The 13,346-nt window shown below is 72.5% G+C and carries 8 protein-coding genes; 5 read left to right on the top strand and 3 right to left on the bottom strand.

Going from position 1 to position 13,346, the window contains the following annotated elements:
- Window positions 1-4: 4 nt before the first annotated feature.
- The 3 genes from IF30_RS0111255 to IF30_RS0111245 all read right to left on the bottom strand — a co-directional run bounded on the left by IF30_RS0111255 (window position 5) and on the right by IF30_RS0111245 (window position 4,043).
- Entirely contained in the window at window positions 5-571 is a 567-nt protein-coding gene (locus IF30_RS0111255; protein ID WP_078891308.1) for a GtrA family protein, read from the bottom strand.
- Window positions 572-638: 67 nt separating this feature from the next.
- The gene (lon, locus tag IF30_RS0111250; RefSeq protein ID WP_030235694.1) at window positions 639-3,050 is read right to left on the bottom strand and encodes an endopeptidase La; all 2,412 of its coding nucleotides are present in this window, start codon (window positions 3,048-3,050) and stop codon (window positions 639-641) included.
- Window positions 3,051-3,275: 225 nt separating this feature from the next.
- Window positions 3,276-4,043, bottom strand: coding sequence for a rhomboid-like protein (locus IF30_RS0111245; protein ID WP_158834936.1), 768 nt, complete (start codon window positions 4,041-4,043; stop codon window positions 3,276-3,278).
- A 558-nt stretch (window positions 4,044-4,601) separates the two neighbouring features.
- Between IF30_RS0111245 and IF30_RS0111240 the strand changes: the two genes are divergently transcribed.
- The 5 genes from IF30_RS0111240 to IF30_RS0111220 all read left to right on the top strand — a co-directional run bounded on the left by IF30_RS0111240 (window position 4,602) and on the right by IF30_RS0111220 (window position 13,174).
- Window positions 4,602-5,339 carry a response regulator transcription factor gene (locus IF30_RS0111240; RefSeq protein WP_094742879.1) on the top strand — a complete coding sequence of 246 codons (738 nt, stop codon included), beginning with the start codon at window positions 4,602-4,604 and terminating at the stop codon, window positions 5,337-5,339.
- Between the two features lie 109 nt (window positions 5,340-5,448).
- Window positions 5,449-6,636 carry a sensor histidine kinase gene (locus tag IF30_RS0111235; RefSeq protein ID WP_078891307.1) on the top strand — a complete coding sequence of 396 codons (1,188 nt, stop codon included), beginning with the start codon at window positions 5,449-5,451 and terminating at the stop codon, window positions 6,634-6,636.
- Window positions 6,637-6,868: 232 nt separating this feature from the next.
- Complete coding sequence (locus IF30_RS0111230) at window positions 6,869-10,621, top strand: multifunctional oxoglutarate decarboxylase/oxoglutarate dehydrogenase thiamine pyrophosphate-binding subunit/dihydrolipoyllysine-residue succinyltransferase subunit (RefSeq protein ID WP_030235683.1); 3,753 nt, start codon at window positions 6,869-6,871, stop codon at window positions 10,619-10,621.
- Between the two features lie 324 nt (window positions 10,622-10,945).
- A complete protein-coding gene (locus IF30_RS48610) occupies window positions 10,946-12,946 on the top strand; it encodes a serine/threonine-protein kinase (RefSeq protein WP_051709868.1) in 2,001 nt (666 codons plus the stop codon).
- A 48-nt stretch (window positions 12,947-12,994) separates the two neighbouring features.
- A complete protein-coding gene (locus tag IF30_RS0111220; protein WP_030235677.1) occupies window positions 12,995-13,174 on the top strand; it encodes a DUF6104 family protein in 180 nt (59 codons plus the stop codon).
- Window positions 13,175-13,346: the final 172 nt, after the last annotated feature.

Below are 13,346 nucleotides of genomic sequence, written 5' to 3'. Positions count from 1 at the left end.
CCCCTTACGGCACATCCCGTGGCATCTCGGGTGCAGCGTAACCGGGTTCCGGGGGCGCCGCCCCCACGAGCGCGGGCAGGCCCGGGGCCGGTTCGGCGAGCCTGGTGAAGACCCACCGCTGCATCGCCCAGAAGCGGAACAGCATCGCGACGAAGGTGCCGACGACCATGCCGCTGAGGAAGTCCGCGAGCTCCTGGTCGAGGTGGCCGATGTACGGCTCGCGCAGGTCCAGGACGTACCGCGAGATCGCCAGCGGCATGTCGTTGATGCCGATCGCCACCGCGCTGACCAGGAGGAACAGCAGGGCCTCGCGCTGCCGTCCGTCGGCCCGGAAGGCCCAGCGGCGGTTGAGGACGTACGAGACGACGGTGCCGATCACGGTGGCGACGGTCAGCGCGACCACCGGCTTGTCCGCCAGCACGGTGAACTTGAGCTCCAGGTTGACCACCGTGGTGAGCACGAAGCAGGAGCCGCCGACCAGCAGGAACTTCACCAGCCGGCGGTGCCGCACCAGGAAGGGGCGCAGCCGGGCCGGCACCCGGGCCAGGGCGCGCTGCGTGGGGGACGGCATCTCCGCAGTGTCGCACGCGGAGATGCCGTCGGCCCCTCGGATCACCGGCTGCCCGGGCAGCGCCCGGTCAGGCGGCGGCGACCAGCACCTCGGCCGGCTCCAGGGCCAGCGTCAGCACCTCCCGCACGTCCGCCACGGGGTGGACGGTGAGCCGTGCCAGCACCTCGGCCGGGACGTCGTCCAGGTCGGCCTCGTTGCGCTTGGGGATGATCACCGTGGTGACCCCGGCCCGGTCGGCGGCGAGCAGCTTCTGCTTCACCCCGCCGATCGGCAGCACCCGCCCGGTCAGCGACACCTCGCCGGTCATCGCCACGTCGGTGCGCACCTTGCGGCCGGAGAGCAGCGAGGCGAGGGCCGTGGTCATGGTGATGCCGGCGCTCGGCCCGTCCTTGGGGACGGCCCCGGCGGGGACGTGCAGGTGCACGCCGCGGTCGCGCAGCGAGGTGACGGGCAGCTCCAGCTCGGCGCCGCGCGAACGCAGGTAGGAGAGGGCGATGTGCGCGGACTCCTTCATGACGTCGCCCAGTTGCCCGGTGAGGGTCAGCCCGGTGCCGCCGGTCTCGGCGTCGGCCAGCGAAGCCTCGATGTAGAGGACGTCGCCGCCGGCGCCGGTCACCGCGAGGCCGGTGGCCACGCCGGGGACGGCGGTGCGGCGCTCGGCCGGCTCCTGGGCGGACTCCGGCACGTGGTGCGGCCGGCCGATCAGGGCGCGCAGGTCGTCCGCGCCGACCGCGACGGGCAGCTCGCGGTCGCCGAGCTCGGCCTGCGCGGCGATCTTGCGCAGCACCCGGGCGATCGAGCGCTCCAGGGTGCGCACGCCCGCCTCCCGGGTGTACTCGCCGGCCAGTCGGCGCAGCGCGGCCTCGTCCACCTCGACCTGTCCGCCGGCCAGGCCGGCCTTCTCCAGCTGGCGCGGGAGCAGGTGGTCGCGGGCGATGACGACCTTCTCGTCCTCGGTGTAGCCGTCCAGGCGGACCAGCTCCATCCGGTCGAGCAGCGGCTCCGGGATGGCCTCCAGCACGTTGGCGGTGGCGAGGAAGACGACGTCGGAGAGGTCGAGCTCGACCTCCAGGTAGTGGTCGCGGAAGGTGTGGTTCTGGGCCGGGTCCAGCACCTCCAGCAGGGCCGCGGCCGGGTCGCCCCGGTAGTCGGAGCCGACCTTGTCGATCTCGTCGAGCAGGACGACCGGGTTCATCGAGCCGGCTTCCTTGATCGCCCGCACCAGCCGGCCGGGCTGGGCGCCGACGTAGGTGCGCCGGTGGCCGCGGATCTCGGCCTCGTCCCGGACGCCGCCGAGCGCGACCCGGACGAACGAGCGGCCCATGGCGCGGGCCACCGACTCGCCGAGCGAGGTCTTGCCGACGCCGGGCGGGCCGACCAGGGCCAGCACCGCGCCTCCCCGGCGGCCGCCGACCAGGCCGAGGCCCTGGTCGGCCCGGCGCTTGCGGACGGCGAGGTACTCGACGATGCGCTCCTTCACGTCGGCCAGGCCGGCGTGGTCGGCCTCCAGTACGGCGCGGGCACCGGCGATGTCGTACGCGTCCTCGGTGCGCTCGCTCCAGGGCAGCTCCAGGACGGTGTCCAGCCAGGTGCGGATCCACGAGCCCTCGGGGGACTGGTCGGACGCGCGCTCCAGCTTGTCGACCTCCTTGAGCGCGGCCTCGCGGACCTTCTCGGGGAGGTCGGCGGCCTCGACCCGGGCGCGGTAGTCGCCCTCCTCGTCGGCCGCGTCGCCGTTCAGCTCGGCGAGTTCCTTGCGGACGGCGTCCAGCTGGCGGCGGAGCAGGAACTCCTTCTGCTGCTTGGCCACGCCCTCCTCGACGTCCTTGCGGATGGTGTCGTTGACCTCCTCCTCGGCGAGGTGGTCGCGCAGCAGTGTCAGCGCGTACTCCAGGCGGGCGACCTGGTCGGCCTCCAGCAGCACCTTGAGCTTCTGCTCGGCGGTGGCGAACGGCGCGTAGCCGATGTTGTCGGCGAGTTCGCCGACGCCCTCGATCCGGTCCACCCGGTCGACGATCTGCCAGGCGCCGCGCTTGCGCAGCCACTGCGTGGACAGCGCCTTGTACTCCCGGACCAGCTCGGCGGCCCGCCCGGCGACGGGCGTGCCCACCGAGGACTCCCGGAACGGCGTGGTCTCCACCCAGAGGGCGGCGCCGGGGCCGGTGGTGCCGACGCCGATCCGGACCCGGCGCACCGCGCGCACGAGGGCGACGGGCTGGCCGGCGGTGTTGGGGCCGTCGGCCAGCCGGCCGACCTGCTCGACGGTGGCCAGCGTGCCGACCGCCGCGTAGGAGCCGTCCACCCGCGGGACCAGCAGGACCTGCGGCTTGCCGGTGGCGCCGGTCGCGGCCCGGGCGGCCTCGACCGCGGCGCGCACTTCGGTGTCCTGCAGTTCCAGTGGGACGACCATGCCCGGCAGGACGACTTCGTCGTCGAGCGGCAGCACGGGCAGGGTGAGCGGAGTGGACGTCGATGCCATGATCTCTCCCCAGTCAGTGAAGTTGAGTCGACCTGACTAAGGCTCGGCGGGCGCCGGATGTTCCCGCGCATCGGTTCGCCGTGAGCGAACGCGATCCGCTCGGGGCGCGCCCCGAGCGGCTGCGTCAAAAGTGCGCGGAACGAGCACGGCACACGCCGTGACAAGGGTTCGACGAGCGAAGGGATTCCCAAGCGGACGGGCCGGGCGGGCGCGCCGGCGAAGACCTCAGCGCGCGGCCGGCACGTGCGCCCCGGCGGGCGCGGCGGCGGGGGCCGTCACCGCGGCCGGACGCAGAGGGCGCCGCTCGGCCCGGCGCAGCCAGCGCCACAGCGCCACCCCGGCGAGCACCGCCGCCGGGTGCCCCACCGCGGTGACCACGTCCCGGTCGGAGGCGATCTGCTCGACGATCATCAGCCCGGCACCTCCCAGGGCGAGCAGCCGCCCGCGCGGGGGGAGCAGCCCGGCCACCGCGCCCAGGCAGGCGAGCACGCCGTAGCTGACGCCGATGTCCAGGCGGTCCATCACCTCGGGCGCCATCCGCCCGGTCGCCACCGCCGCGATCACCACCCCCTGGGAGAGCAGGGTGGCCGCGACGTGCCCGATCGCGAAGACCGCCGCCGCACGGGCGGGGCCGACCCTGCGCTCCAGTGGCGCGAGGGTGAACGCGAATCCCCACAGGTAGGGCATCCAGACCTCGCCGGCCACCCAGAAACCGCTCAGGAGGAGGGCCCGCAAAGGGTGCTGCAGCAGGTTGTGCCCGTCGGAACTGGAAGCCTCCTGCAGCCGCTGCACGAGTTCCGGACCGGCGAGTTTCGCGAAGGTCGTGGTGGCGCCCACGACGGCGAGGTAGCCGAGGGTGAAAGGGGTGCGCCGGGGTGTCGGCACGCGCTCCAGCAGCCATTGCGCGACACCGGTGCGCAGCCCGACCCGGAGCATTCCGTACGGCGCTCCCGCGGGCGCGTTCCGGTCGGCGCCCCGCCGCACTCCCGCCATGCCGCCTCCGCTCCACGACCGCAGCCACCGGCTCCCGCCCGGTGCTCGACGTACCGGCGTGCCTCACGGACCGCCCGGTCGGGTGTTGTCGTGGCCACGGTACGTCGAGGTTCTGAGAGGCACCTGGGAAAAGCCGGTGAAGAACGCCACGGTAGCGGACTGCGGGATTCCCGGTTTTGGTCCAGACCTTCCTCCCATTAACGCGTCAGTAGGCCCTCTGACCGGCTACTTGGCATCAATTCGACTGCATACGTACCGTTACGCAGTGAAAATTCGCCGGGTAAGGTATCGGCCCGTGCCCACTCGTGCAGTGGGCCCGCGGGCGGCCCGAACAGCCGGCCCACGGGCCGGAAACGTCCGGTCCACCTGCCGGAAAGCATCCGCTGTCCGTACGCTGCGAAGTGCGCGGGAGACGCGGGCGGCCGACAATCCGTCCTCGCTCCCGATCGCGCGACGGGACGGCGGACCCGGCACAGTCCACGACGGAACAAGACTACGAGCGGAGCCCGCCATCCCCACAGGTGGCCGGCCCGCAGCCCTGGGGGCGGTGGCGTGACCGTGACAGAAATTCAGCAGGACAACCCCAACACCGGCGGCACTGTGAGCAGCCAGCGCAGAGTGCTGGTGGTGGAGGACGAACCCACGATCGCGGAGTCGATCGCGGCCCGACTGGGCGCGGAGGGCTTCAAGGTCGCCGTGGCCCACGACGGCCCCGGCGCAGTCGACGGCTTCCACACCTGGCAGCCGGACCTGGTCGTCCTCGACATCATGCTGCCCGGCTTCGACGGCTTGGAGGTGTGCCGCCGGATCCAGGCCCAGCGCCCGGTGCCGGTACTGATGCTGACCGCGCGCGACGACGAGACGGACCTGCTGGTCGGCCTCGGCGTCGGCGCGGACGACTACATGACCAAACCCTTCTCGATGCGCGAACTGGCCGCCCGGGTCAACGTGCTGCTGCGCCGCGTCGAGCGCGCCCAGCAGGCCGCCCGCACGCCCGCGCTCGGCAGCCTGCGCTTCGGCGAGCTGGAGATCGACCACGTGCAGCGCCGGGTCCGGCTGGCCTCGGGCGACGTCCACCTGACGCCGACCGAGTTCGACCTGCTCGCCTGCCTGGCCGCCCAGCCGCGCGCGGTGCTCACCCGCGAGCAGCTGCTGGCCGAGGTCTGGGACTGGACGGACGCCTCCGGCACCCGCACCGTGGACAGCCACGTCAAGGCGCTGCGGCGGAAGATCGGCGCCAGCTGGATCCGCACCGTGCACGGTGTCGGGTACGCGCTGGAGGCCCCGCTCTCCTGACGGCGGGCATCGGGCGACGGGCCACCGGGGGGCCCGTGTCCGGACGACGCCGTGCCACCACGCGGGGGAGAAGCACGCGGGGGACACACGCGGGGACCACAGGGGACCAATGACCTTTCCACAGCAACGCAACGGGGAATCCGACGGCGCACGGCCGCAGACGCTGGCCGCCCGTGCCGCCAGCCGGGTCTGGGCCGACATCCGCCCGCTCGACCCGGTCCGCTCGATCAAGGGCAAGCTCGCCCTGCTCGTGATCGTCTCCGTGTTCCTGGCCACCGGCATGGTGGTCGTGGCGATCCGGTCCGAGACCCAGATCCGGATCATCATGGTCTTCTCCATGATCGCCTCACTGCTCTTCATGCAGTTCCTCGCGCACGGGCTGACCGCCCCCCTGCGCGAGATGACCGCCGCCGCCCGCGCGATGGCCTCCGGCGACTACAGCCGCCGGGTCGAGGTGAGTTCGCGCGACGAGATCGGCGAGCTGGCGGCCGCCTTCAACGCGATGGCCGCCGACCTGGAGGCCGCCGACCAGCACCGCCGCGAGCTGGTCGCCAACGTCTCGCACGAGCTGCGCACGCCGATCGCCGCACTGCGCGCCGTCCTGGAGAACGTGGTGGACGGCGTCGTCCAACCCAATCCGGCGACACTGGGGGCGGCACTGGTGCAGACCGAACGGCTCGGCCGCCTGGTCACCCACCTGCTCGACCTCTCCAAGATCGACGACGGCGTGGTCGACCTGGACGCCCGCCCCTTCGAGGTGCGCGAGTTCCTGGACGGCGTGCTGCGCGGGGTCACCGTGGACGGCGCGACGGCCGGCGGGGCCTTCTCCCGGCGCGGGGACGTCCGGCTGGCCCTGGAGGTCAGCCCGTCCGGCCTGACCGCCGTGGCGGACCCGGAGCGCCTCCACCAGGTGGTCGCCAACCTGGTCGACAACGCCTGCAAGCACTCCCCGCCCGGCGGCACCGTCACGGTGCGGGCGCGGCCCGACGGCGAGGACGGCGCCCTCCTGTTGGAGGTCGAGGACGAGGGCCCCGGCATCCCGCCGGCCGACCGCAGCCGGGTGTTCGAGAGGTTCAGCCGCAGCGGCACCGCGACCGCTTCGGGGCCGGGCGCGGACGGCGGCACCGGCCTGGGCCTGGCCATCGCCCGCTGGGCGGTGGACCTGCACGGCGGGCGGATCGCGGTGGCGGAGTCGCCGCGCGGCTGCCGGATCGAGGTCCGCCTGCCCGGACGGCCCCAGGACGACGGCCGGGACATTTGTCACAGATCCGACACAGCCGTATACGAAGATCGTTAGTGGATTTCCGGGGGGTTTTGTCCGTTTCGTCCGGCTTTCTAGGCACTTCGGCGGCGATCGGTTCCCTTCAGATGCGGCTTTCTAACGCTCTTTTTCAGCCAAACTGCAGGTCAGGACTGTGATCTGGACGACGCCTGGCCCTCGGGGACTGCGCGATCACTGATCAGGGGCGTAGCCTTAATCCCCGCTGTCCAAACATCCCAAAAGGAAGCGGAAGAGGGCGGTTGCCGCCGTGTCGCCACAGTCCCCTGAAACCCCCAACAGCTCGGCAAGCTCCACAGGCTTCGGCCCGAATGAGTGGCTCGTCGACGAGATCTACCAGCAGTACCTCCAGGACCCGAACTCGGTAGACCGAGCCTGGTGGGACTTTTTCGCCGACTACAAGCCCGGTACCGAGGTGACCCCAGTGACCCAGGCCGCGACCCAGGCCGGCCCCACGCCGACCCCTGACGCTGCCCCCGCGCCCGCCGCTGCTGCGGCGGCCGCCGCCCCGGCCCCCGCCGCACCGGCCGCTCCGGCGCCGACGCCGACGGCCGCCCCCGCGCCGCTCGCCGCAGCCCCGGCCGCGCCCCCGGCCCCCAAGGCCGCCGCCCCGGCCCCCGCCGCGACCGCGGCCGCCGCCGGCCCCGAGCTGGTCCAGCTGCGCGGCCCCGCGAAGGCCGTCGCCACCAACATGGACGCCTCGCTGGAGGTGCCGACCGCGACCTCGGTCCGCGCCGTCCCGGCGAAGCTGTTGATCGACAACCGCATCGTCATCAACAACCACCTGCAGCGCGCCCGCGGCGGCAAGGTCTCCTTCACCCACCTGATCGGTTACGCCCTGGTCCAGGCCATCAAGGCCTCCCCGGGCATGAACCACAGCTACAAGGTGGAGGACGGCAAGGCCTACCTGGTCAAGCCCGAGCACATCAACCTCGGCCTGGCCATCGACCTGGTCAAGCCCAACGGCGACCGCCAGCTCGTCGTCGCCGCCATCAAGAAGGCCGAGACCCTCGACTTCTTCGGCTTCTGGCAGGCCTACGAGGACATCGTCCGCCGGGCGCGCGCCAACAAGCTGACCATGGACGACTTCACCGGCGTCACGGTCTCGCTGACCAACCCGGGCGGCATCGGCACCGTGCACTCCGTGCCGCGCCTGATGCAGAACCAGGGCACCATCGTCGGTGTCGGCGCCATGGAGTACCCGGCCGAGTTCCAGGGCTCCGCCCCGGAGACCCTGGCCCGCCTGGGCGTCTCCAAGATCATGACGCTGACCTCGACCTACGACCACCGCGTCATCCAGGGCGCGGCGTCCGGCGAGTTCCTGCGCGAGATCCACCGGCTGCTGCTCGGCGAGAACGGCTTCTACGACGAGATCTTCGAGTCGCTGCGGATCCCGTACGAGCCGGTCCGCTGGGCCACCGACGTCGCCACCACCCACGACGACGAGGTCAACAAGACCGCCCGCGTCATGGAGCTGATCCACTCCTACCGGGTCCGCGGCCACCTGATGGCCGACACCGACCCGCTGGAGTACAAGCAGCGCAAGCACCCCGACCTGGACGTCGTCCAGCACGGCCTCACCCTGTGGGACCTGGAGCGCGAGTTCGCGGTCGGCGGCTTCGGCGGCCAGAAGATGATGAAGCTCCGCGACATCCTCGGCCTGCTGCGCAACACCTACTGCCGCACCGTCGGCATCGAGTACATGCACATCCAGGACCCGAAGCAGCGCAAGTGGCTGCAGGAGCGCCTGGAGAAGCCGTACGCGAAGCCGGAGCGCGAGGAGCAGCTGCGCATCCTGCGCCGCCTGAACTCGGCCGAGGCCTTCGAGACGTTCCTGCAGACCAAGTACGTCGGGCAGAAGCGCTTCTCGCTGGAGGGCGGCGAGTCGCTCATCGCGCTGCTGGACGCCACCATCGACTCCGCCGCCGAGCACCGCCTCGACGAGGCCGTCATTGGCATGGCGCACCGCGGCCGCCTGAACGTGCTGGCCAACATCGTCGGCAAGCCGTACGGCAAGATCTTCGGCGAGTTCGAGGGCAACCTCGACCCGAAGTCGATGCACGGCTCCGGCGACGTCAAGTACCACCTGGGCGCCGAGGGCACCTTCACCGGCCTGGACGGCGAGACCATCAAGGTCTCGCTCGCCGCGAACCCCTCCCACCTGGAGGCCGTGGACCCGGTCGTCGAGGGCATCGCCCGCGCCAAGCAGGACATCCTGGACCAGGGCGGCACCACCTTCCCGGTGCTGCCGATCCAGATCCACGGCGACGCGGCCTTCGCCGGCCAGGGCGTCGTCGCGGAGACCCTGAACATGTCGCAGCTGCGCGGCTACCGCACCGGCGGCACCGTGCACGTCGTGGTGAACAACCAGGTCGGCTTCACCGCCGCCCCGGCGTCCTCCCGCTCCTCGATGTACTGCACCGACGTGGCCCGCATGATCGAGGCCCCGATCTTCCACGTGAACGGCGACGACCCGGAGGCCGTGGTCCGCGTCGCGCGGCTCGCCTTCGAGTTCCGCCAGGAGTTCCACAAGGACGTGGTGATCGACCTCATCTGCTACCGCCGCCGCGGTCACAACGAGGCCGACAACCCGTCGTTCACCCAGCCGCTGATGTACGACCTGATCGACAAGAAGCGCTCGGTGCGCAAGCTGTACACCGAGGGCCTGATCGGTCGCGGCGACATCACCATGGAAGAGGCGGAGCAGGCGCTCCAGGACTTCCAGGGCCAGCTGGAGAAGGTCTTCGCCGAGGTCCGCGACGCGGCCCAGGCGCCGGCCGACGCCACCGCCGGCAAGCCGGTCGCCGACTTCCCGGTCTCCATCCAGACCGGCATCTCCCAGGAGATGGTCAAGCGGATCGCCGCCTCCCAGGTCAACCTGCCGGAGTGGCTGACCGTCCACCCGCGCCTGCTGCCGCAGCTGCAGCGCCGCGCCGCCTCGGTCGAGGACAACACCATCGACTGGGCGATGGGCGAGACCCTCGCCATCGGCTCGCTGCTCATGGAGGGCCACCCGGTCCGCCTGGCCGGCCAGGACAGCCGCCGCGGCACCTTCGGCCAGCGGCACGCCGTCCTGATCGACCGCAAGACCGGCGAGGACTACACCCCGCTGCAGTACCTCACCGAGGACCAGGCCCGCTACACCGTCTACGACAGCCTGCTGTCGGAGTACGCGGCCATGGGCTTCGAGTACGGCTACTCGCTGACCCGCCCGAACGCGCTGGTCATGTGGGAGGCGCAGTTCGGCGACTTCGTCAACGGCGCGCAGACCATGGTGGACGAGTACATCGCCTCCGCCGAGCAGAAGTGGGGCCAGCACTCCGGCGTCACCCTGCTCCTGCCGCACGGCTACGAGGGCCAGGGCCCGGACCACTCGTCCGCCCGCCCGGAGCGCTTCCTCCAGCTGTGCGCGCAGAACAACATGACGGTCGCGATGCCGACCCTGCCGTCGAACTACTTCCACCTGCTGCGCTGGCAGGCCCACAACCCGCACCACAAGCCGCTGGTCGTCTTCACCCCGAAGTCGATGCTGCGTCTGAAGGCCGCGGCCAGTGCGACGGAGGAGTTCCTGTCCGGCTCGTTCCGCCCGGTCATCGGCGACTCCACCGTCGACCCGGCGCAGGTCCGCAAGGTGGTCATCACCGCCGGCAAGTTCTACTACGACCTGGAGGCCGCCCGCACCGAGCGCGGCGTCACCGACACCGCGATCGTCCGGGTCGAGCGGCTCTACCCGCTGCCGGTGGCCGAGCTCCAGGAGGAGCTGGCCCGCTACGGCGACGACGTCCAGTTCGTCTGGGCGCAGGAGGAGCCGGCCAACCAGGGTGCCTGGCCGTTCATCGCGATGAACCTGGTCGACCACCTGCAGGTCGCCATCGGCCGCAGCGCCGGCGGCTCCCGCCTGCGCCGCGTCGCCCGCACGGCGGCCTCGTCCCCGGCGGTCGGCTCGGCCAAGCGGCACGGCGCCGAGCAGCAGGCGCTGATCGAAGAGGTCTTCTCGCTCTGACGCCCTGCGGCGCGGACGCCCTGAGGGCTCGTCGGCCCCCGTCCTCCCATCCGGGAGGGCGGGGGCCGCTTCGTTCCCGACGGAGGCTCAGGAAGCCCATGGGGGGCTCAAGAAGGCTCAAGGGGGCTCAAGAAGGCTCAAGGAGAACCGTTTCACCGCCGCGCCATGTCAAGGTCCCAGCTCTGCAACCAAACCGGAGGCCCGGTGCGCGGACTCCTGACGGATCGATAGGTTAGGCGTCGCCGGTCGGCGGCCGGGGCGCCCGTCACCGCGCCCCGCCGCGCCGGCCGTACGACCTCACCGCTCTCCCAGGGGGATCACCACATGACCGCCGACACGCCTCGGGACGCCGGCAAGCTCCCACCGGTCTTCCAGCCACTGCTCCCTGACGACCCCCGGGAGGTGGGCGGCTACCGGCTCTTCGCCCGGCTCGGCGCCGGCGGCATGGGCCGCGTCTACCTCTCGTACACCCCGGGCGGTCGCCCGGTCGCGCTCAAGGTGGTGCGCCCGGAGTTCGCCGAGGACGGCGAGTTCCGCCGCCGCTTCGCCCAGGAGGTCAGCAACGCCCAGCGGATCCACGGGCTCTACACCGCGCAGGTGATCGACTCCGGCGGACTGGACGGCGACGCCCCCTGGCTGGTCACCGCGTACGTCCCGGGGCCGTCCCTGCAGCAGGTGGTGCGCGAGCACGGCGCGCTGCCGGTGCGCACCGTGCTGCTGCTGATGGGCGGCATCGCCGAGGCGCTGCAGGCGATCCACAGCGTCGAGGTGGTCCACCGCGACCTCAAGCCCGCCAACGTGCTGGTCGCCGGGGACGGCCCCCGGGTGATCGACTTCGGCATCGCCCGGGCCGCCGACGCCACCGCGCTGACCGGCACCGGCTACCGGATCGGCTCGCCCGCCTTCATGTCCCCGGAGCAGGCCCAGGGCCGCCCGGTCACCCCCGCCACCGACGTCTTCGCGCTCGGCGCCCTGGCCGCGTACGTGGCCGGCGGCACCGCGCCGTTCGGCGACGGGCCGGACACCGCGGTGCTCTACCGGGTGGTGCACGAGGCGCCGGAGCTGGAGGCCGTCCCGGCGGACCTGCGCGAGCTGATCCAGCGCTGCCTGGCCAAGAGCCCGGAGGACCGCCCGACGCCCGCCGAGATCATCCAGGTCGCCCGCAACCACCCGGAGGTCGGCGGCCAGCTGCGGTTCGGCGAGGACTGGCTGCCGCGCCAGGTCAACACCGAGATCACCCGCCGCTCCGACCTGCCGCAGCAGCAGTTCCTCCAGGCACCGTCCGCCCCGCTGCCGCCCCTGCCCGGCACCCCGCCGACCCCGGCCCCGGCCGCCCCGGCCACTCCCCCGCCGCCGGCCGCCGCGCCGACCCACCCGGCCACCGCGGTGACGCACCCGCCGCAGCAGCCCGGGACGCCCCCGCCCGGCTTCGCGCCGCCGCCGCTCGGCGCGTACGGCGCCCCGCAGCCGCCCGCCGAGTCGCCCACCGCCCCGGTGCTGCCGACGCCCCCGACCGCCCGGCTGCAGCCGGAGCCGCCGTCCTTCGACACCCCGCCGCCCGGCCCGGCGCTGCCGGCCGATCCGGCGCCCGGGCCCGAGCCCGAGCGCCGGGGCGGGGTGTCCTGGAAGGTGCTGCTCACCGTCGCCCTGGTGATGGCCGTCGGCGGCACCGCGGGCGGCGTGGCGCTGATGAAGAAGCTGGACGACGGCAAGAAGACGGACGCCAAGGTGAGCCCCGCGGTCACCGTGACGCAGGGCCCGGGCCCGGACAAGGCCAGCCCCTCCACCGGCTCGTCCGGCTCGTCCGCCTCCACCGGCTCCACCGGCTCCACCGGCTCGGTCGACGCGGTGACGGCAGCCCCCTCGAAGTCCGCCCAGAGCACCGTGTCGGCCCCCGCCCGACCGGTCGGCTACTCGGCGATGCTCGACAAGCGGTCGCTCTCGATCCCGGGGGCCGAGTACTCCAGCGACACCTACCGGATCGACCTGAACGCGGGCACCGTGGTGCCGCACTCCGGGGACCTCAAGTGGGGCCTCGGGGTGACGAACAACGGCAGCGGCAGCAAGGCCAACTCCTTCGACAGCTACGGGGACGACAAGTCGGACTTCGCGGTGATCACCGAGCCGACCGTCACGGCCGAGCAGTGCGCCACCGCGATCGACTCCCGGCCCGACACCGACCTCTCCTACAACCGGGTCGCCCCCGGCCGCCTGCTGTGCGTCCGCGACCGGGTCACCCGCAACATCGCCATCGCGGCGGTCGAGCAGGCCGACCCGGTCAGCGGGGCCGCCAGGGTCACCGTCAGCACCTGGCGGGCCGGCTGACCGGTCTATCCTGACCAGGTCAATCCCCATCGGACCGGAGCGAACACCGTGTACTTCACCGACCGCGGCATCGAGGAGCTGGAGAGCCGGCGCGGCGACGAGGAGGTCACCTTCGAGTGGCTGGCCGAGCGCCTGCGCGAGTTCGTCGACCTCAACCCGGACTTCGAGATCCCGGTCGAGCGGCTGGCCACCTGGCTGGCCCGGCTCGACGACGAGGACGACGAGTGACCAGGTGACGGCCCGTTCGTGAGAGGCCCGGGAGGCAACCGCCTCCCGGGCCTCTCGCGTGTCCGCGGCCGGTCCTGCCGGTGCGAGCCCGGAGCGCCCCGTAGGGGAGGCGCCGGAGCGGATCGGGGTCCGCTCGGGGTCGGGTTCGGGGTCCGGGGCGCTTGACTCTGCC

Origin of the sequence: Streptomyces sp. NRRL S-350, assembly GCF_000719705.1 — a bacterium.
GTDB lineage: Bacteria > Actinomycetota > Actinomycetes > Streptomycetales > Streptomycetaceae > Kitasatospora.
This window is presented reverse-complemented; position numbering and strand designations above follow the sequence as displayed.

Bases quoted from the DNA above. Each gene is read 5' to 3' on its own strand.
- IF30_RS48610 (WP_051709868.1), top strand. From the start codon at position 10,946: ATGACCGCCGACACGCCTCGGGACGCCGGCAAGCTCCCACCGGTCTTC.
- IF30_RS0111255 (WP_078891308.1), bottom strand. From the start codon at position 571: ATGCCGTCCCCCACGCAGCGCGCCCTGGCCCGGGTGCCGGCCCGGCTG.
- IF30_RS0111235 (WP_078891307.1), top strand. From the start codon at position 5,449: ATGACCTTTCCACAGCAACGCAACGGGGAATCCGACGGCGCACGGCCG.
- IF30_RS0111245 (WP_158834936.1), bottom strand. From the start codon at position 4,043: ATGGCGGGAGTGCGGCGGGGCGCCGACCGGAACGCGCCCGCGGGAGCG.
- lon (WP_030235694.1), bottom strand. From the start codon at position 3,050: ATGGCATCGACGTCCACTCCGCTCACCCTGCCCGTGCTGCCGCTCGAC.